We start from the raw sequence: 18,400 nt of genomic DNA on the forward strand, positions 1-18,400 counted from the left end.
ATGACACAGGACAATAGTCAATGAATGATAAAGCACGTACCCGCCCGGAACTGGCTGATTTCCTGCGGACAAAACGCGAAAGCCTGACACCGGCGAGTGCTGGTCTGCCCCACACCTCGCGACGGCGTACCCCCGGACTGCGGCGGGAAGAAGTTGCGGCACTCGCGGGTGTCGGCCTGACCTGGTACACCTGGCTTGAGCAGGGTCGCGAAATTGGTGTATCCACCCGCTTTCTGGATAATCTGGCGCGGACGTTACAGCTCAATGATGCTGAACGTCAGCACCTTTATCTGCTGGCACACCAACGGGCACCGGAAACCACAAGTGAAACGGAGCATCATGTACCCGCTGTGATCACCCGTATGCTGGATGATTTTCCGGACAGTTATCTCTGCTATGTACTGAATCTGCACTGGGATGTACTGGCTTATAATGACAAAGCAGACAGGTATTTTCATTTTTCTGATGCCGCGCCCAAAATGCGCAACTTTTTGTATCTGCTGTTTACTGATCCGCGCTATCAGACCCGTTTTACTGACTGGGATATTGATGCACAGCGCTTGCTAGCCAGTTTCCGCCGTGATTATGCGCGAACAAAACAAGATCCCGCGATCCAGTTACTTATCCATACATTATGTGAGGAATCACCGGTATTTGATCGTCTGTGGAATATTCATGAGATTTATCAGCCCTGTAACGGAATGCGGGAGATTGAATTTGACGGAAAGCGGGAAACCTACGAGTACGCGTCACTGACATTTGATATTGATAAATCAAACCGGCTGCTGGTATACACGCCGGTCAGTGATGAGGAATAACCATTAAAACAACCGCAGCAACTGCACAGTATAACAATATAGTGCAACAGGCTGCGGTTATGCAGGGAAACATCGGATAACTCAGCTTTCAATACAATGTTTTGCTGTCATTGCCCGCTGACGTTTTGCCTGACGCAATGTGACCTGAAGGATAATTAACCCGCCCGCAGCAACAGCCGCACCGGCATAACTGACAGCAGAATAATCACCACCGTTCGCCAGTACAGATGCCCCCAGCGCCGCACCAACAGCATTACCCAGGTTAAATGCCCCGATATTGACCGATGATGCCAGCGCCTGTGCTTCCGAGGCTACCTGCATCACTTTTACCTGTAACGGCGGCACAATCCCGAAGCTTGCCAGTCCCCAGACAACCAGCATTACGCCAGCCGTGACACTGTCACTTGCCACCATAGGGAACAGCACCATGGTCAGCGCCAGCAGGGTAAATAATCCGTATAATGTGCGGGAAACTGAGCTGTTTGCCCAGACACCGCCGAGGTAGTTCCCCAGCGTAAATCCCAGACCAACCAGCACCAGCATGATACTGATTTGTGCTTCCGGCACACCGGAGATAAACATCAGTGACGGCGAAATATAGGTATAAAATGTAAACATTGCACTGGCACCGAGCACAGTACACAGCATCGCCAGTAACACTGCCGGGCGGGTCAGCACCTGTAATTCGCGGCGCAGGTTCAGCTCTTGCCTCTGCATATTACGCGGCAGAGAGCGCAACAGTGCCAGCATAGTTATCAGCCCTAATACACTGATGGCAAAGAAAGATTCACGCCAGCCCAGTATCTGGGATAACCGGGTGATCGCCGGTACGCCGCCGATATTGGCAATGGTCAGTCCCATAAACATCCCGGCGATAGCACTCGCCTCTTTCCCTTTCGCGACCACGCGGGTCGCCACCATCGCGCCTATCCCGAAAAATGCGCCGTGATTCAGGCTGGTAATAAAGCGGGCGATAAGCAACATTTCATAATTCGGCGACAGCGCCGACAAAATATTACCGAGGGTAAAAATGCTCATCAGAAAAATCAGGGCAGCTTTCGGTGAACGCTTAATTAATAACAATGTCATAATTGGCGCACCCAACATGACTCCCAGCGCATACACCACAACCAGCATACCGGCAGTGGGAATGGAAACCGCCAGTGAACCGGCGATTTCCGGTAGCATGCCCATCGGGGAAAATTCGGTCGCACCGATAGCAAAAGCCCCGACAGAAAGGGATAACAGTGCAGTATTTGTTCGCATAATGTCCTCAGAAAATAATAACAACGCCACTTTGTTGTAAGTGCGGCGATTGTGTCACATTGATTCTGGCGGAAATAGTCGTTAATCTGCAAAAAATAATTGAGTGAAACGCGAAAATGAACATTACGCTGGAAGAAATGCGGGTATTTATCGCTGTGGTGGACAGCGGATCTATCACGGCCGCCGCCGCGCAGAGCGGACTGACTGTTTCTGCCACCAGCCGCGCCCTGCTGCGTCTGGAAGAAAAAATGAACAGCACACTCGTCTTACGCACGACCCGGCGGCTGAAACTGAGTGAGGAAGGCGCGATATTTTTGCACAAAGCCCGGGATGTCGTACAGCTCGCGCAGGAAGCAGAAGATGTGCTGATGAACCACCAGCAGATCCCATCCGGTATTTTGCGGGTGGATGCATCAACACCCTTTCTTATTCATGTGATAACACCACTGGTGGCACAGTTTAATGAGCTCTACCCTCAGATCCGCCTGGAACTGACCAATTATGAAGGTGTTATTAATTTACTTGAAAAACAGACAGATATTGCATTTCGTATTGGCGCTCTCGCGGATTCCTCTCTTCACGCCACATTGCTGGGTCACAGCCGGTTGCGTATTTTAGCCAGCCCGCGCTATCTGCAACAGTACGGCGAACCCAAGACACCGCAGGAGCTGACACAACACCGCCTGCTGGGATTTACCTCACCGGAAAGTCTGAATGAATGGCCGCTGTTCCATGATGATAAAAAAGGACTGAAAATTACCCCCTCAATTGCCGCAAGCAGCGGGGAAATTCTCTGTAATCTGACCCGTCAGGGCGCAGGTATTGTCTGTATGTCTGATTTTATGACTCATGAGATGCGCGAAAGCGGCGAATTCCGGCAGATCCTAACCTCATTTACGTATGAAAATAAACAACCCATTCATGCAGTCTATTACCGGAGCCAGACACTTTCTCCGCGCCTGCGCTGCTTTATCGATTTCATTATGCAGCATAGCCAGAGCCTCAAGCGCCTGAGCTGAATCTGAACACTATATTAAGCCACAACGGATGGCTCAGGGAAATGTTCGACATTATTTTTTAGATTGTTTAGTCTAATTTTATCTGCTCTTCTGAGAGAAATAATAATAATGAAATACGCCGCCATCCGCCTGTTAACCGGGCTATTTTTCTTACTGCTGGCAACCGGTGTTGTGCTTTTTTTTACCAGCCATCTTGATGATTTCGATTTTGACGACGCGATACAGCAGGAACTGACCTTTGAATCACAGGGTAATACCCTTTCCGGCACACTTTTGTTACCGGGAAGCGGACAACCGGCGGCGGTTGCCGTTATTATTCACGGGGATGGCCCGCAGTATCGCTATTCCAATATGGGTTACAGCCCGCTGTTTAACACACTGACAGATGCCGGTATTGCGGTGTTTTCATGGGACAAAGCCGGTGTTGGCAGCAGCAGGGGAAACTGGCTGGATCAATCAATGCCTGATCGCGCAGAAGAAGCGGCAGCCGCACTGCGCTTTATTCAGTCCCGCTATCCGGACGGCACTGTGCAAGTCGGCTTTCTCGGTTTTTCCCAGGCGGGATGGGTTATCCCTGCGGCGGCCGGACAATCACATCCGGCATTCTCTGTGATTATCGGCGGAGCGGTTAACTGGCGGGATCAGGGGCAGTTTTATCAGGGATTGCGCTATGCGCAGCAGGGAAAAACACCTGATGATATCGCCCGTTTGCTGGCGGAAGAGCAAACAGAAAATGACCGTATTTTCGCAATGAATGGTTCAAAAGACCCGGCGCAACGCAGTGATATGACGCCGGATCGCTTTGCGTTCGTAGCAAAAAATTACCTGAGTGATTCATCCGCTGACCTGCCGCACATGAACGGACGCGTGCTGGCGGTCTGGGGCGCGGAAGATTTAAATGTGAATGCGCGCACAAATGCCTGTCGTTATCAGTCAGCCCTGAAAGATAATCCGCAGGCTGATGTGATTATTTTTCCGCAGGCAGGTCACGGATTGCTCCGCGCACCCGCATTTAATTATCAGTTAGAAAGCGATTGGCCGGTTCTGCGCCGGTGGCATTTTCTGTATGCCGGACGCGATGCCTATTATCCCGGCGCCCTGAACATAATTACAGACTGGATAGAAAACGAAAAACCAGATTTAGCACCCTATCTGCCGGTCTGTAAAGCCTGAAAATACCTTACAGACCAGAAGAACGATATATAATCAGCGCAAATACACCTGTCCGGTGATAACAGAGACCACATCCCCGGCAACCCACACATCAGCGCCCTCTTTGCTCAGAAAAATCTGCCCGTCACGGCTGAGCGCCCGTCCCTGATTTGCCGTGTATTTTTCCGGCAATGTGCCGTTGCCGATCAGCCATTGTGCCAGTGACGCATTCAGACTGCCGGTAACAGGATCTTCCTCCACCAGGGAACAGCAAAATGCGCGCACTTCCAGTTGTACCGGACCACTCTGATCGTCATACAGAGCACAAATACCAATATCATAACCATTCAGGCGGGCATAATCCGGCTTAACCGCCAGCACACTTTCAACGCAAGTCAGTTGCAAACCTATCCAGCCCGGCCCGTTATCTACCCATGCGGAACGCACAACATCCGCCTGCGTTAATCCCAGCGCACCGATAATATAAGCCAGTTTTTCAGGCTCAACATCACCGCCGCGCAATAATTTTGGCGCGGCAAACGCCAGTTTTTCATCCTGCTGACGGATAGCAACTAACCCCACGCCGCACTCCTGGATAATAGTGCGTTTTTCCTGAAACGACTGCGTCTCCCGCCAGACATAGCAAGAACCCAGTGTCGGATGTCCGGCAAACGGCAGCTCGCCGTCCGGGGTAAAAATACGCACCCGGTAATCAGCCTGCGGATTAACCGGTTTGAGCAAAAAGGTGGTTTCACTCAGATTGGTCCAGCGGGCAAAGCGCAGCATATCCTCATCCGTCAAATCATCAGCATCAACAACGACCGCCAGCGCATTGCCCAGTAACGGCACCGCAGAGAAAACATCAACCTGGTGAAAGCGATGGGGTTTGGTATTCATGATTATTATCCTTATGGCATTTCTTAGTTAGTTAGGAGGTTTGAAGCCCAACTGTACGGAAACGTACACTAAGTACATTTTTTGAGCGGATAGGGCGAGTAAATAAAACGAGAGTTTTGTTTACTTTTACCTGTTATGTGGGCTTGTTGCAAAAATTGAGTTGATGATGAACACTGATGCCTTAGTTTCTTTCAAGGGAAAGCTCAATGGCGCCTGACTATTTAAATGAAAACATTTTACGCCAACCACTATCCGGTGGAGCCTTCGATGGTATGGCTCATGGCTCGGCTCCGCTGAGTTATGCCCACGTCAGCGATATGTTAGCTGAAAGGAAAATTTCCGTTCATCGTTCGAGACCATTTATCGTTGGTTTATCGAATATGCGCCTCTACTCCGTAAAAAACTCAAAAAATATCAATTTAGTTGGGCTGTTTCCTCCTGGCAACTCCATAAAACCTACGTCAAAGTCAACGGTAAATGATTTTACCTTTACCGTGCAATTGATAAATACGGGGAAACGTTGGATGTTTATTTTTCACCGAAACGTAATCGCCATGCCGCCTATAAATTTCTCAAACGGGTATTACTATGCGACAGCCAAAAGTACTCAATACTGACAAACACACTTCTTGGGGTTCTATGCCGGAACTGAAACGTCGCGAAAACTGAATAAAGGTCAATGTGATGAATGGCTATGTCGTGACGAACCCATGTTTCGGGTGCGGGAGCGATCTGCCTTTATCAATCGATTATTCAATGTGAAGACGCTTTTAGCATGAAACACCCAATTAGCCTTGAATGAAAAAGACTCTAATTCATTATTTGCAACAAGCCCTTCATTGGGATCAAATGCAAATAATAACTTTTTAAACAATCATAATTAGATTGTTACCTATTATTTTTATTATGTTTGTTTTTTTTATTGAAAACATTAAGTTTTTTTAACCTTTCATATTTTATTATTCAATTATATTATTTATATTTTAACTCACCGCAAAAAAACTGTAGTCTTAGTCAGGCTTTAATGATTCACCGTATAATAATTGACTTTATTATGAATACTTAAAATATATTTAATATGTAAAGAAATCAAACATAAGAATATATCCGCCTCCCCTAAAATGGAACAACTATAATTAGATTTTCTGTCCTGAAAACAGCAGAGGTCATGATGAAAAAACACGTTTTACCGAATCGCAGATTGTCAGTATTTTGATGCTGGCTGACTCTGGTATGAAAATTGACGAAATTTGTCGCCAGAACGGGTTTAGTAATGCCACGTATTATAACTGGAAATCAAAATATGGCGGGATGGAAGCGGCTGATATTAAAAGGCTTAAAGAACGCGATGATAAAAATACCAAGCTTAAACGGTTGTTTGCGGAAGTCAGTCTGGAAAATCATGCCATGAAGGAACTTTTAGCAAAAAGGCTGGTGATGACCGAAAAAAAAACCTGCGCTCAGAAATTAACTCAAGCAGGCTTATCGGTCATAGTCGCCTGTCGGTTAGTTTCATTGCCCGGAACGTCTTTTTACCGGGCAAATACTGACTGGGAAATAAGGGATGCCTCGGTTATTGACGCGATTTATGCCGAACTGTAATTATCACCACAGGCCGGATTCTGGAAATGCTTTCACCGAATACAGCGGAAGCAATATTGCTTTAATCATAAACGGGTTTGCCGAGTATATTGTCGGTTGGTGCTAAACCTGAAGCGCAGAGTAAAGAAAAAATTGCCTTAGCGGGAAAGAAAGCCGCTGATTACAGCAACACAGATTAATGAACGCTGGGCTATGGATTTTATGAACGATAATCTGTATTGCGGCAATCGTTTCAAAACACTAAATATTATTGATGAAAGTACTCGTGAGTGCCTGACGATTGAAATTGATACGTCATTACCGACAGAACGGGTGATCCGTATTTTATCTCGCCTGAAAGAAGAACGCGGGTTACCGGAATACATCCTGGTAGACAACGGATCGGAATTTATATCAGAAAAACCGGCTCAGTTTTGTACAGAAAATGGTGTTACATTGAATTATATTCAGCAGGGAAAACCACAACAAAATGGGTTAATTGAATGTTTTAACGGATCATTCCGTCGTGCGTTTTTAAAAACGTATTTATTTTAATTACTGAGCCAAGTTAAAGAAATATTTTGGTTCTGAATGCTGGATTATAACAGGAACCGGACACATGAAAACCTGAACAATCTGCCGCCTAAGATTTACCGGAAGCAGCTGGAAAACTCTAATCAGGACTGTTTCATATAAGTGGAAGTGGATAAATATTATATTAGATAGTGAAAACCCAGCCAATATACTATTAAAAGGAGTTATTAATGTCAGAAAATAAAATAAAAAACACCATAATTAATGAAAATAAATACAATGAAAACTCAACACGAAAAGGTACCAGAATAAAAGGAGTTATATTCTTTGCGAATAATAGCGGCGCTATACTAACTGATCTTATATTAGACCATAAATATTTATATGACTCCGTAGAATATACGGAAAACATAAAGCAATCTCATTTAGATACATTTGAAATGAATAAAATAGGTGATGATTTTTATTATGTCACAGGAGAAGGAAGTGACTCTTGGGATATTGAGTTCTACGTTCCAAGTGAAAAGAAAAAAATAAGATATATAGAAATGCAATGCAATATTAGTAGTGACGATAATGGTGTTGTTATCATAGCAATAAACCCATTTTTTAAAATGGTAATTATGAAATCAAATACTGGATATTGTAAGTAGGTTTCTAAATTAATTATTAAAAGAGAGTTACAATGGAAAATTTCGAAAAAAAATATAGAATTACTGATGTCACTAAAGAGTTTAATGGAATTCTTCTTCGAAGAATCGAAAATATTGCAACAAACCGTTACGGCGGATGGGTTGGCGGCGAACATAATTTAAGTCAAGACGGCAGTTGTTTTATTTACAATGAAGCAATGGTGTATGGTAGTGGCCGGGTATCAGGGAATGCTTCAATACATGATACTGCTATCGTTTGCGATTCCGCCATAGTAACAGATGACGCTATGGTTTCTGGAAATGCAATTATTGATGGGAGTATAATTCTATCAAACAATGACCATGTAAATAATCGCTGGGATTGCATTGAGCATTTAAATTTATTAAAAATAAATATCCAAGGAGGAAGTAAGGAAAATAAAATATACGCTAATGGAAAAAATCAAATCCCACTAACAGTTAATTTAAATGCTATAAGCAAAGGTGGGAAAGAAATAAAAATAGAATCACATGAAATATTTAAAAATATAAAATTCGTTGATTATAAAAATGAAATATTCCATGGTGACGTTTTTTTTAATGAAAAAAAAGGGGAGTATGTTTATCCTGTAATTTATTCTTCAGTAGATAATAACTTCCTTTCCTTATGCACTGCTTATGCCTCCTTGGATGAATTGGTTGAAAAGTTCAATATCTCCGTACAATGCACGGTAAATGGAAAAGAATACACTACATCCGCATTAAATAACAACGGAAACATGATTTCTGATTACATTACATTATTCCCTTTACCCAAAAGAATATTTGCCAATTCAAATATTGAAACCTTTGTTTCAAAACAAAATGACTTAGGCGATGGAAATATAATTTTAACTAAATACTATGTTAGATTTAATCCATCGCAAGGAATAGAAACAAAAAATGCAACATGTGCTGAAAACTATACATATCAATATAAGCAAAAAGGAAATCACAATGAAGCAAACACTTCTACAGATAAATTAGTTAACTATGATCCTGAAGCGATATTTACAAAAGAATATATTTTCCCTCAAGGATGGTCAATATTTATTACCGCAAAAAATCATGAAACAACAGGATTATGTTTTTGGAATTGTCAAATAGAGTATGAACATTTCTCCGTTTATAAAGAATGGGTTGTGGAGATGGATTTTTCTCTCATAGATCAGTATGGAAACAAAGCCAATCTGGCTTCTAAGGTAGAAAGTAATGGAGAGGTGATTTTTTATGTTAGATAATAATTATATAGTACAAATTAGTGATAATTAATTGTAACCTGGGGTATTTACCATGAATAAATCAAGTGATATTATAAATAATATTGATATAGACACCTTGCAAAAATTATCAAATCTAGGTTATTTTTATGTTATTAATCGCATTGGGTTTAATATAAAAGAATTAACTGTAGTTCATACGCTATATGATCATGATAAGCCATTTTCAATAGTGACTAAAACATATGAAAATGTAGCTAAAAATAATAGCATAGGACATGCCGCTCCATTTCCTTATATAACAGGACTTGGTTCTCCTTATGATTATTGGTATATAAAAATAGTATATATAGGTCTTGCGGGTGAAGATATAACAATACAAACAAAAAATCATTTTTTTTGCTCTGTTTCCAGTGAAGATGATGGATTAGTGTATATAACACTTAATTCAGACTTTTATGGATATTTTCTTTTTTCAGAATCGAGTGGTTGTTATATCTCTCTAAAGTAAAGCCTGCCTAATAATTAGAATCAAGCATTGTAGCGTATTAGCATGATGGAGATCACTTAATAACATTGATGGAGATCGGTTCATTTTTTTCACAGAACTGTTTTTAATCTAACTTCACTGATCTCCATCTGTCTTTGCTGTCGCAGCAAACGTGACGAGACGGATTTTAAATTATTGACCATCACGCTGACAGCCAGCTTCGGCGGGTACGCGATCAGAAGATGGACATGATCACGTTCGCCATCCATCTCAACGATCTCACATTCCAGTTTGGCTGCCGCCGAGTAAAATGCTTTTCGAAGTTGTTCGATCATGCCTCCGTCAAATAGTTTTCGGCGGTATTTTGTAGTGAATATTAAATGAACAGCAAGTCTGCTAACACTGTGCCCGTTTACGGAGAAAACCTTCTGGAGAGTCATGCTGATTACTCAATTGATATCGTCCTGTAACATGCTAAAATTACTTAACTATATCAATGAGCGCTGATTATTTTAAGAGCCACAAAAGTACGCATTTATCCGACAGCAGAACAAGCTGAGTATCTCAATGCTCAGTTCGGCGTTGTTCGTTTTGCATACAACAAAGCTCTGCATATCAAAAGGCATGTTTATAAGCACTATAGCGTGAGCTTAAATCCCTGCAAGGAGCTGAAGCCGTTGCTGGCTGTAGCAAAAAAATCGCGTAAATACATGTGGTTAAAAGACTATGATTCAATCGCCTTGCAGCAGGCGGTTATTAACCCCGACATTGCTTTTTCTAACTTCTTTAATCCGAAGCTGAAAGCACGTTTCCAGCATTCAAACGTAAGCACGGTAAGCAATCCAGCTATCACTGTGTTGGGGTGAAGGTGCTGGATGGCGCGGTTAAGATCCCCAAATTTCCTCCGATAAAAGCCTGTATTCATAGGGAAACTATCGGCAAGGCAAAAAGCATCACATTATCCAGAACGGCAACGGGTAAATATTACGCCGCCATACTCTGTGATGATGGAATCGAAGCGCCAGCGAAACCCACATTGGTGACCACAGTCATCGGTCTGGACATGGGGTTATCCCACTACGCCATAAAATCGGATGGCGATAAAGTTGCTAACCCGCGTCACCTGATCAATGTCAGCCGAAATTTGCGGCGTAAACAGAAAGCATTATCACGTAAGAAAAAAGGCAGTGCGAATCGCCGGAAAGCCCGAATACAGCTTGCTGGGTGTACACGAACGGGTAGCCAATGCACGCGCTGATTTCCAGCATAAACTCTCTCGTACAATTGTTGACGAAAACCAAGCGGTAATTGTAGAGACGCTGAAATCGGCAAACATGATGAAAAACCACAATCTGGCTCGGGCGATAGGTGATACCGGATGGAGTGGATTTATATCAAAACTGGAATACAAAGCAGCAGAAAAAGGTGTTTATATGGTGAAACTGGAGCAATGGTTCGCCAGTTCTAAAACCTGTCACTGCTGTGGTCACAAAATGCCGGAAATGCCGCTGAATAAACGTATCTGGCAATGCCCTGAATGCGGAGTTGAACACGATCGCGATATCAACGCGGCCATCAATATCCGACAGAAGGGCATACAGGAATTGCAGGCGGCGGGTCTCGTCGTCTCTGTCCATGGAGGCCAGCGTAAATCCATCACACAGACGGTTGCGGCCTGAGAAGTGAAAAGCCTCGCCGTTTACGGCGGGGAGTAGTCACCGGTACACTGATTATTACCTCAAAAATACATTATGATGTACTGTTTTAATAACGATAGTGATAATTAATTATATAAACTCTGAGAAATGACGATGACCACAAAAATGATTGACAAACTGGCACTGATCACGCTGAAAGATGGCAAAGTCGCGATGGTCCGTTCTCATAACAAAACCCTGTTTTATGCACCCGGCGGTAAACGTGAAGCCGGTGAAACAGATGAACAAGCTCTCTGCCGTGAAATTGATGAAGAGCTGTCCGTTACCCTGATACCGGACTCCATCTCTTTTTACGGTGATTTTACCGGACAGGCGGATGGCAAACAGGACGGCACGCAAGTGCGCATCCGTTGTTTTCAGGCTGAATTTACCGGTGATCTGAAACCGGCGGCTGAAATCGCTGAACTGGCCTGGCTCGACAGCAGTGACCTGCCCCGCTGCTCTCTGGTTGCGGCGCTGATTATCAAAGATCTTGCAGCGCATAAATTAATTAATTGAATTTTCGCGGCAGATGCGCAATTTTGTACAAGACATCCAGCGAACCTGCTGTTTGAATAAACACAGGTATTATACAGGTACATTTTTATGCATGATAAACAGCCGGATCCCCGGGAAACAGCAGATTATTTTCACCTGGACGATTTTTATGGTCTGGGTATGCTCTCGGCCCGCTATCATCAGCAAAAATTCAGCCGGCACACTCATGAAGGCTTTTGTATTGGTGTGATTGAAGATGGCGTACAGCAGTTTTTCCGCACCGGCAGTAATCATTATGCCCCGGCCGGAGATATCATTCTGGTGAATTCCGATGAAATCCACACCGGCTCTTCCGCCCTGGAAACCGGCTGGGCTTACCGGGCGATTTACCCGACACCGGACATGCTGGATACCCTGATGCGCGATCTGAAAACCACAGACCAGAGCTTTGTTCCCTGGTTTACCAGCGCGGTGGTACATGACCCGGGGTTGTCCGCACAATTGCGGCTGCTGTTTGATTTATTGCTCAAACCCGATAACCGCCTGCTCAAAGGCTCACTGTTGCTCTCCACCCTCGCATGGCTGATAACCCGTTATAATAAAAAAAGTTTTTCCGGAATTGAAATAACCCCTGCCGGTCAGCGCCTGCAATATATCGCGGATATGATGAGCAGCAAGCCGGAGACTGATTACGCGCTGGACGACCTTGCCGCACTCGCCAACCTGAGCCCCTGGTACTTTTTGCGCCAGTTTCGTCAACGCTACGGCATGCCGCCCCATGCCTGGCTTATCCAGGCGCGCCTGCGCAAAGCACGTCAGTTACTGATTGACGGCGGTCGCCCGGCGGATATCTCCGTACAGTGCGGATTTACCGACCAAAGCCATTTTACCCGCCATTTCAAGCGGGCAATGGGCATTTCACCCGGTAAATTTATCCATAACCGCCTCACCCGCTGAGCAATTTTATACAATCTTCCCGCACCCTCAGATGCCAGAGTATCCGCTACTGTTTCATGCTGACGGATGGCTCACTATGACGATAACCTCTGATTTACCCGCATCACCTCTGAAGGATTTTTTTACCGGTGCGCTGCATATGACCCCACTGAATCTCGCCGTGGTTCCCTGGGCAATCCTTGCCGGTTCGATGGCGGTGGACAGCGGACTGACCTTTGCACAAAGCGTGGCGATGTCCGCGATGATGTTTGCCGGTGCCGCCCAGCTTGTGACTCTGGGGTTGCTTAACAGCGGCGCGGGGATCATCACGATTATTGTGTCCGTCTTTTTTATCACCTCGCAGCACCTGCTCTACGGGCTGACGCTGCGCCCGCATGTGCGCCCGTTTACCCCGGTACAACGCGCAGGTATCGGATTCTTACTGACAGACGAACTCTTTGCCGTCAGTGTTGCCGGGCGCAGCCGACTGAGTTTTGCATATCTTTTCGGTGCCGGGCTCAGTTTTTACCTGGTCTGGGTGCTGGTCAGTGTGCTCGGTATTATCCTCGCGCACAGCATCAGTGACCTGAGTCAGCTAAAGCTGGATTTTTCAGTCGTTGCAACATTGCTGGCCATTGTTGTGCCGCTGATTAAATCAAAAAGTGCATTTGCCGGCGCAATTATCTCTTTTGCCCTGACTATTTTTCTGACCCGCCAGGGTATTCAGGGGGGAACAGTAATCGCCGGTGTCAGCGCCATGCTGATTGCTGTCTTTCTGGGTCGCAAATGGGGGGATGTAAAATGAGCTGGGGATTAATTCTGACACTGACAGTGATGGTTTTTTCGCTGCGCTTTATTTTTCTGATCCCGGGGCTGCCGCTGCGCCTGCCGGTATTTGTTCAACAGGCGCTGACTTACTCTGCGCCCTGCCTGCTGGTGGCTATTTGTGCGCCAATTGTGTTATTGGAAGCGCAACAGTTCCGGGAAATAAATGATAATCCGTATTTATGGGGAACACTGTTTTGCATAATATCTGCGCGATTAATTAAAAATACCTTGCTGACTGTTGTTCTGACACTAACGTTTTTCTATTCACTGATTTATCTGTTTTAATTATTATACTCGTCATACTTCAGGATGCCCGGGTGTTGACTGCACTCAGCTAACCGGGCATCCTGAATTATTTAGAGTATATATCCGCTATATTTCAGCACCGGTTTTTACCTGGTGCTGAATAAACACAAAATCAGTGTTTCTCGTGTATTTCTTTTGCCAGTGCCGGTAAAATATCAATAGAACGGGGACCCGGAACCAGCTCAGATAAATTGACTTTTATATAATTTTTATTTTTTATTGCGCTGACGCCCTGCATTTCCGGCATAGATTCAAGAAACGCTACTTTCCGGTCATAATCATCATCATTACGGAAACCTTTATAGACAGGAATAATAATGACTTGTGGATCAGACATAATCACATCCTCCCAGTTACCTACAGCCCAGGTCTTTTTAATGCCTTTTCCGGAAAAAATATTTTTCACTGAAATTAATTTAAGCATTTCAGTCGTATACCCCTCAAAAAAGGTATAAGGCTTACCATCCTGTGAATCAAAAATAAACGCGGTTTTCTCAGGGTATTTATTAATATGGCTGACAACTGATTTTAATTTTTCTTTTTCAGATGCAACATATTTTTGTGCATTTTCTTCAACACCAAAAATCTCACCAAACTTCAGCAGATCATTAAAATAGGTATTAACATCCGCAGATGAAGAGGTCATTGATTCAGGAATATAAACAGAAACGCCTTCCGGAACAATTTTATTCGCTTCCAGCGCTAATTTAGAATATGAATTTGCCCAGCCGGTGGAAAAATCAGGGGAAACTGACATAAACACTTCATAAGAAGGCCATTTTTCTGCCAGAACCGGGATTTTGTCATACGCCTCTTTGACCGGCGGGTAAATAGGTTCTTCCAGAAAGGCCGTTCCCACCATACGATCACCTAATCCCAGTACCAATAATATTTCCGTGGTGATCTGGCTGAGAGAAACAATACGCTGCGGGTGTCTATCCAGTTTAAAATGATATTCACTGCCGTCAAGATTCGCATCAAACTGAACAGGTGCCTGTGCCGCGTGCGCCGGTAATGAAAAGAGTGCGGAGACAATAAACGTACCCAATAATAATTTTTTCATCATTCCCTCTTGAGTGACAACAATATGTTATAAAGCAGACTATAAAAATATAGCGACCCGGTCATCGACCGGTAATATCGTAAATTCCACACCAAATACATCAAACAGGCATTCTTTGGTGAATACCTGCGCAGGTGTTCCCTGTGAATAAATTTCACCGTCTTTCATCATAATAAGATACCGGCAATATTTGGCGGCTAAATTAATATCGTGAATAGTCATGATAACCGTCGCATCTGACGCCGCTAATGCTTTCATTACCTCAACTTTATACCTGACATCCAGATGGTTTGTCGGCTCATCTAGGATCATGATATCTGTTTCCTGTGAAAAACATTTTGCCAGCATAACCCGCTGTTTTTCACCGCCGGATAAATCGTGATACTCTTTATGTCTCATGGTTTGCAGACCAAATAATGTCATATAGCGCTCTGCAATCAGAAAATCGTTGTGGCTGTAATCAACATAATGTTTTTTATACGGCATTCTGCCCATAACAGCTATCTCTTCAATGGTCAGTTTTCCTTCTACCTGATCATTAAACTGAGTCAGTACCGATATATGACGGGCAAGCGATTTTATCGAAAATGCAGCAATATCCATTTTATCAAGAAAGACGGTTTTTTTTGTTTTTATATCGCGGTAAATATGTCTCAGCAGCGTTGTTTTACCCGATCCATTAGGTCCGACAATACCAATAATATGTTTACCGGAAAATGATAACGAAATCTCTTTCAGTATTCCGTTATAGTTCAGGTTAGTAACATCAACAGTACTCATGTTATCGGCTCCGGTTTCCTTTGATAATGATATAAACAAACAACGGCGCACCAATTAAAGAGGTGAGTATCCCGACCGGGATCTCCTCCGGTTTAAACCAGCTCCGGGAGATAGTATCAATAATGACTAAAAACGCGCCGCCAATCAGACAGGAATAAAGTGATAGCTTAAAATGTTTAACCGAAATAAGGTTCCTGACAATATGCGGAATAATCAGCCCGATAAATGCAATAACACCGACATTTGCAACAATAATAGAGACCACAAAAGAAGACAGAATGATGATACATAATTTAATCGCACCAACATTGATACCTAACTGTTGTGAGGCATCTGCGCCTAATAATAATGTATCCAGGACATTACTGAATAAAAGACAGAATGCCAGTACAACCAACATGGCAACAAACGGCAACCAGATATAGGACCATTTTATACCGGAAAAACTGCCCAGCATCCAGAACATCGCACTTTTCACCTGACTTTCATTTTTCGATAAATAAATAATCGCGGTTGTTATTGCAGAGAAAAGGCTGGAAATCCCTATCCCTATAAGCACCAGGTTTGTCATATTACTTTTTTTAAAGTTAAATAACACAATAATAGAGGTGGAAATCAATCCCCCCGCAAAGGCACCAATATAGATATTATAAGGTGAAACCGAAGAGAACAATCCCAGCACAATCGCGGAAACAGCCCCCGCACTCGCACCGGAAGAAACGCCGAGAATATAAGGATCAGCCAGTTCATTACGGGTAATGGTCTGCATCAGAATACCGACCAGTGATAATGATGCACCGGTGACAGCAACAAGAATTATCCGGGGCAACCGGATGTTATAAATAATCGTTTCATACGGCAATAAATCGCCGTTGTTTATTTCACCGGTCACTATTTTAAGGACAGTTGTCAGTTTTTGATGAAACTCCATATTGACACTGCCATAAAACAGTGAAAAAAACATGACAGCGAGTAAAATAAAGAGGTAAAAAAAGAACTGCAAAATACTCTGATACTGATATTTCTTTTTATTTATCCTGTTTATATTACTTACCATATCCCTCATATATACCAGCCTGTATTTAGTGAAGCATTAACATATTATCAGCATAAGAATAACATGTTGGTTAGTTATTATATTCTATAATAAATTATAATGACACGCTGCGTAGTACTCCCCCGGAGTACATTTTATAAAATAAATTATTAACATAGGTGTTCTATGTTCTGTATTTGATTACCACAGAATAAAATATCGATTTACACCATTTCGCTACCGGACCCCTGTTATTTAAATAAACTGGATCTTTCTTCTTCCCGTACGGCGTATTACAGTACAAAAAACAAAAACACCGCGGAGAAAAAAATGAGCCAGTTAAATACATTCGGACAGCCTGTCGGCGATACCTTACCGGATTGGTCAGGACGCGCTTACCCTGAACGGGTTAGTGCAGAAGGTAAGTTTTGCCGTATTGAACCTTTGGTTCCGGCGCACGCGGCTGATTTATATCAGGCATTTTCCCTTGCGCCCGACGGGCGGTACTGGACCTGGCTGCCGGATGAGCCGCCGCGTGATTTCAATGAATATACGGCACGAATTGAAAAAAATGCGCAACTGACCGATCCGCTGTTTTTTACCATTATCAATAAAGAAACCGGTAAAGCCATCGGTTTGTTCTCTCTGTTACGGACAGATTGCCAAAATGGCGTAACCGAAGTCGGACATGTGCATTTTTCCCCGTTACTGAGCAGCACGGTGATGTCCACTGAAGCCCACTGGCTGCTGATGAAATACGTGTTTGATACCCTGGGTTACCGCCGTTATGAATGGAAATGCCACAGCCTGAATGAACCGTCCCGTCGCGCGGCGCTGCGTCTGGGTTTTCAGTATGAGGGATGTTTCCGTCAGGCACGTGTGGTCAAAGGCTGTAACCGCGATACAGAATGGTTTTCCATTATTGATACAGAGTGGCCGGATGTGGATCAGGCGATGCAGACATGGTTATCTCCGGACAACTTTACCGCAGACGGAAAACAGATCCATTCACTCGCCTCACTCCGCAAGCTGACAGCACAGGCATGAAATTACTGAACATCGGGCGGGTTGCACAACTGACCGGTCTGACAACGGCCACCATTCGTTATTATGAGAGCAAAGGGCTGATTACGCCCTCCGGGCGTAAAGGTCTGACCCGTATCTATGAGCCGGAGATACTGACCCGGCTCTCTCTGATCATACTGGCAAAACAGGGACATTTTTCGCTGGATGAAATCACGGTGATGCTCAGTGAATTACCGGGAAAAGGTATCGAACGGACGGCAATTAAAGAAAAAACCGCCGAAATTGATAATAAAATACGGGAACTACAAAAACTGAAACAGGGATTACTGCATATTGAGCAGTGTCCGGCAGAAAATCACCTGGAGTGTCCTAATTTCCGGAAAATCCTTGCTGTCAGTCTGAAAAAAAACAAAGAAAAAATGATCAAAACCCCCTCTTGACTTAAAGTTAACTTGAAGTTGTATCATCCGGCATACGAATTTCCATCTTGTTACATTATTCATCCACATTTTAAATCTGGCTGGGCGTTGTCTGCCTGATCATTACTAATCTGGTCAGTCTTACCGGTAACAGTTATGCTCA

The 18,400-nt window shown here is 43.9% G+C and carries 19 protein-coding genes and 4 pseudogenes; 17 read left to right on the top strand and 6 right to left on the bottom strand.

What is annotated here, in order from left to right:
- Window positions 1-20 precede the first annotated feature (20 nt).
- Window positions 21-818: a helix-turn-helix transcriptional regulator gene (locus ACMHKJ_RS02330; protein WP_413491865.1), complete on the top strand. Its 798-nt coding sequence runs from the start codon at window positions 21-23 to the stop codon at window positions 816-818.
- An 81-nt stretch (window positions 819-899) separates the two neighbouring features.
- Here the strand turns inward: ACMHKJ_RS02330 and ACMHKJ_RS02335 are convergent, their stop codons facing one another.
- Window positions 900-2,084, bottom strand: a complete 1,185-nt coding sequence (locus ACMHKJ_RS02335) for an MFS transporter (RefSeq protein WP_413491867.1) — start codon at window positions 2,082-2,084, stop codon at window positions 900-902.
- A gap of 116 nt (window positions 2,085-2,200) precedes the next feature.
- Between ACMHKJ_RS02335 and ACMHKJ_RS02340 the strand changes: the two genes are divergently transcribed.
- Window positions 2,201-3,103 (top strand): LysR substrate-binding domain-containing protein, encoded by a 903-nt coding sequence (locus tag ACMHKJ_RS02340; RefSeq protein WP_413491868.1) that lies wholly within the window; start codon window positions 2,201-2,203, stop codon window positions 3,101-3,103.
- A gap of 108 nt (window positions 3,104-3,211) precedes the next feature.
- Window positions 3,212-4,276 carry an alpha/beta hydrolase family protein gene (locus tag ACMHKJ_RS02345; protein ID WP_413491869.1) on the top strand — a complete coding sequence of 355 codons (1,065 nt, stop codon included), beginning with the start codon at window positions 3,212-3,214 and terminating at the stop codon, window positions 4,274-4,276.
- Window positions 4,277-4,309: 33 nt separating this feature from the next.
- Here the strand turns inward: ACMHKJ_RS02345 and ACMHKJ_RS02350 are convergent, their stop codons facing one another.
- Window positions 4,310-5,152 carry a PhzF family phenazine biosynthesis protein gene (locus tag ACMHKJ_RS02350; protein WP_413491870.1) on the bottom strand — a complete coding sequence of 281 codons (843 nt, stop codon included), beginning with the start codon at window positions 5,150-5,152 and terminating at the stop codon, window positions 4,310-4,312.
- A gap of 250 nt (window positions 5,153-5,402) precedes the next feature.
- Here ACMHKJ_RS02350 and ACMHKJ_RS02355 point away from each other — a divergent pair.
- The 5 genes and pseudogenes from ACMHKJ_RS02355 to ACMHKJ_RS02375 all read left to right on the top strand — a co-directional run bounded on the left by ACMHKJ_RS02355 (window position 5,403) and on the right by ACMHKJ_RS02375 (window position 9,669).
- Window positions 5,403-5,931, top strand: a pseudogene (locus ACMHKJ_RS02355) (IS6 family transposase).
- A gap of 361 nt (window positions 5,932-6,292) precedes the next feature.
- Window positions 6,293-7,429: pseudogene (locus ACMHKJ_RS02360) on the top strand (IS3 family transposase).
- Window positions 7,430-7,497: 68 nt separating this feature from the next.
- On the top strand, window positions 7,498-7,920 hold the full coding sequence (locus tag ACMHKJ_RS02365) for a hypothetical protein (protein WP_413491871.1): 423 nt from the start codon (window positions 7,498-7,500) through the stop codon (window positions 7,918-7,920).
- A gap of 32 nt (window positions 7,921-7,952) precedes the next feature.
- On the top strand, window positions 7,953-9,179 hold the full coding sequence (locus ACMHKJ_RS02370; RefSeq protein WP_413491872.1) for a hypothetical protein: 1,227 nt from the start codon (window positions 7,953-7,955) through the stop codon (window positions 9,177-9,179).
- A 52-nt stretch (window positions 9,180-9,231) separates the two neighbouring features.
- Window positions 9,232-9,669: a hypothetical protein gene (locus ACMHKJ_RS02375; protein WP_413491873.1), complete on the top strand. Its 438-nt coding sequence runs from the start codon at window positions 9,232-9,234 to the stop codon at window positions 9,667-9,669.
- Window positions 9,670-9,803: 134 nt separating this feature from the next.
- On the opposite strand, the pseudogene tnpA reads toward ACMHKJ_RS02375, so the two are convergent.
- Window positions 9,804-10,101, bottom strand: a pseudogene (tnpA, locus tag ACMHKJ_RS02380) (IS200/IS605 family transposase); the annotation flags it as partial.
- Window positions 10,102-10,157: 56 nt separating this feature from the next.
- On the opposite strand from tnpA, the pseudogene ACMHKJ_RS02385 reads away from it, so the two are divergent.
- From ACMHKJ_RS02385 to ACMHKJ_RS02415, 7 genes and pseudogenes are all read left to right on the top strand, one after another.
- Window positions 10,158-10,486: pseudogene (locus ACMHKJ_RS02385) on the top strand (helix-turn-helix domain-containing protein); the annotation flags it as partial.
- A 225-nt stretch (window positions 10,487-10,711) separates the two neighbouring features.
- On the top strand, window positions 10,712-10,906 hold the full coding sequence (locus tag ACMHKJ_RS02390) for a transposase (RefSeq protein ID WP_413492102.1): 195 nt from the start codon (window positions 10,712-10,714) through the stop codon (window positions 10,904-10,906).
- The gene (locus ACMHKJ_RS02395) at window positions 10,836-11,327 is read left to right on the top strand and encodes an RNA-guided endonuclease InsQ/TnpB family protein (RefSeq protein WP_413491874.1); all 492 of its coding nucleotides are present in this window, start codon (window positions 10,836-10,838) and stop codon (window positions 11,325-11,327) included. Before ACMHKJ_RS02390 ends, ACMHKJ_RS02395 begins: the two co-directional genes overlap by 71 nt.
- Before the next feature lie 132 nt (window positions 11,328-11,459).
- Window positions 11,460-11,864, top strand: coding sequence for an NUDIX hydrolase (locus ACMHKJ_RS02400; protein ID WP_413491875.1), 405 nt, complete (start codon window positions 11,460-11,462; stop codon window positions 11,862-11,864).
- A gap of 87 nt (window positions 11,865-11,951) precedes the next feature.
- Entirely contained in the window at window positions 11,952-12,800 is an 849-nt protein-coding gene (locus tag ACMHKJ_RS02405) for an AraC family transcriptional regulator (RefSeq protein WP_413491876.1), read from the top strand.
- A gap of 76 nt (window positions 12,801-12,876) precedes the next feature.
- Window positions 12,877-13,584, top strand: coding sequence for an AzlC family ABC transporter permease (locus ACMHKJ_RS02410; RefSeq protein WP_413491877.1), 708 nt, complete (start codon window positions 12,877-12,879; stop codon window positions 13,582-13,584).
- Window positions 13,581-13,892, top strand: a complete 312-nt coding sequence (locus ACMHKJ_RS02415) for an AzlD domain-containing protein (protein WP_413491878.1) — start codon at window positions 13,581-13,583, stop codon at window positions 13,890-13,892. Before ACMHKJ_RS02410 ends, ACMHKJ_RS02415 begins: the two co-directional genes overlap by 4 nt.
- Window positions 13,893-14,025: 133 nt before the next feature.
- On the opposite strand, the gene ACMHKJ_RS02420 is transcribed toward ACMHKJ_RS02415, so the two are convergent.
- From ACMHKJ_RS02420 to ACMHKJ_RS02430, 3 genes are read right to left on the bottom strand one after another with little or no spacing between them, the layout of a single operon-like run.
- Complete coding sequence (locus ACMHKJ_RS02420; RefSeq protein WP_413491879.1) at window positions 14,026-14,979, bottom strand: ABC transporter substrate-binding protein; 954 nt, start codon at window positions 14,977-14,979, stop codon at window positions 14,026-14,028.
- Between the two features lie 36 nt (window positions 14,980-15,015).
- Entirely contained in the window at window positions 15,016-15,756 is a 741-nt protein-coding gene (locus ACMHKJ_RS02425) for an ABC transporter ATP-binding protein (RefSeq protein ID WP_413491880.1), read from the bottom strand.
- A 1-nt stretch (window position 15,757) separates the two neighbouring features.
- Window positions 15,758-16,822 carry a FecCD family ABC transporter permease gene (locus ACMHKJ_RS02430; protein WP_413491881.1) on the bottom strand — a complete coding sequence of 355 codons (1,065 nt, stop codon included), beginning with the start codon at window positions 16,820-16,822 and terminating at the stop codon, window positions 15,758-15,760.
- A 300-nt stretch (window positions 16,823-17,122) separates the two neighbouring features.
- Here ACMHKJ_RS02430 and ACMHKJ_RS02435 point away from each other — a divergent pair, with 300 nt between their 5' ends.
- Both ACMHKJ_RS02435 and ACMHKJ_RS02440 read left to right on the top strand, forming a co-directional pair.
- Window positions 17,123-17,839 carry a GNAT family N-acetyltransferase gene (locus tag ACMHKJ_RS02435; protein WP_413491882.1) on the top strand — a complete coding sequence of 239 codons (717 nt, stop codon included), beginning with the start codon at window positions 17,123-17,125 and terminating at the stop codon, window positions 17,837-17,839.
- Entirely contained in the window at window positions 17,836-18,258 is a 423-nt protein-coding gene (locus ACMHKJ_RS02440; protein WP_413491883.1) for a MerR family transcriptional regulator, read from the top strand. The genes ACMHKJ_RS02435 and ACMHKJ_RS02440 overlap by 4 nt, the downstream gene beginning before the upstream one ends.
- Window positions 18,259-18,400: the final 142 nt, after the last annotated feature.

The sequence above is a fragment of the Morganella psychrotolerans genome (assembly GCF_965118875.1).
Taxonomy (GTDB): domain Bacteria; phylum Pseudomonadota; class Gammaproteobacteria; order Enterobacterales; family Enterobacteriaceae; genus Morganella; species Morganella psychrotolerans_C.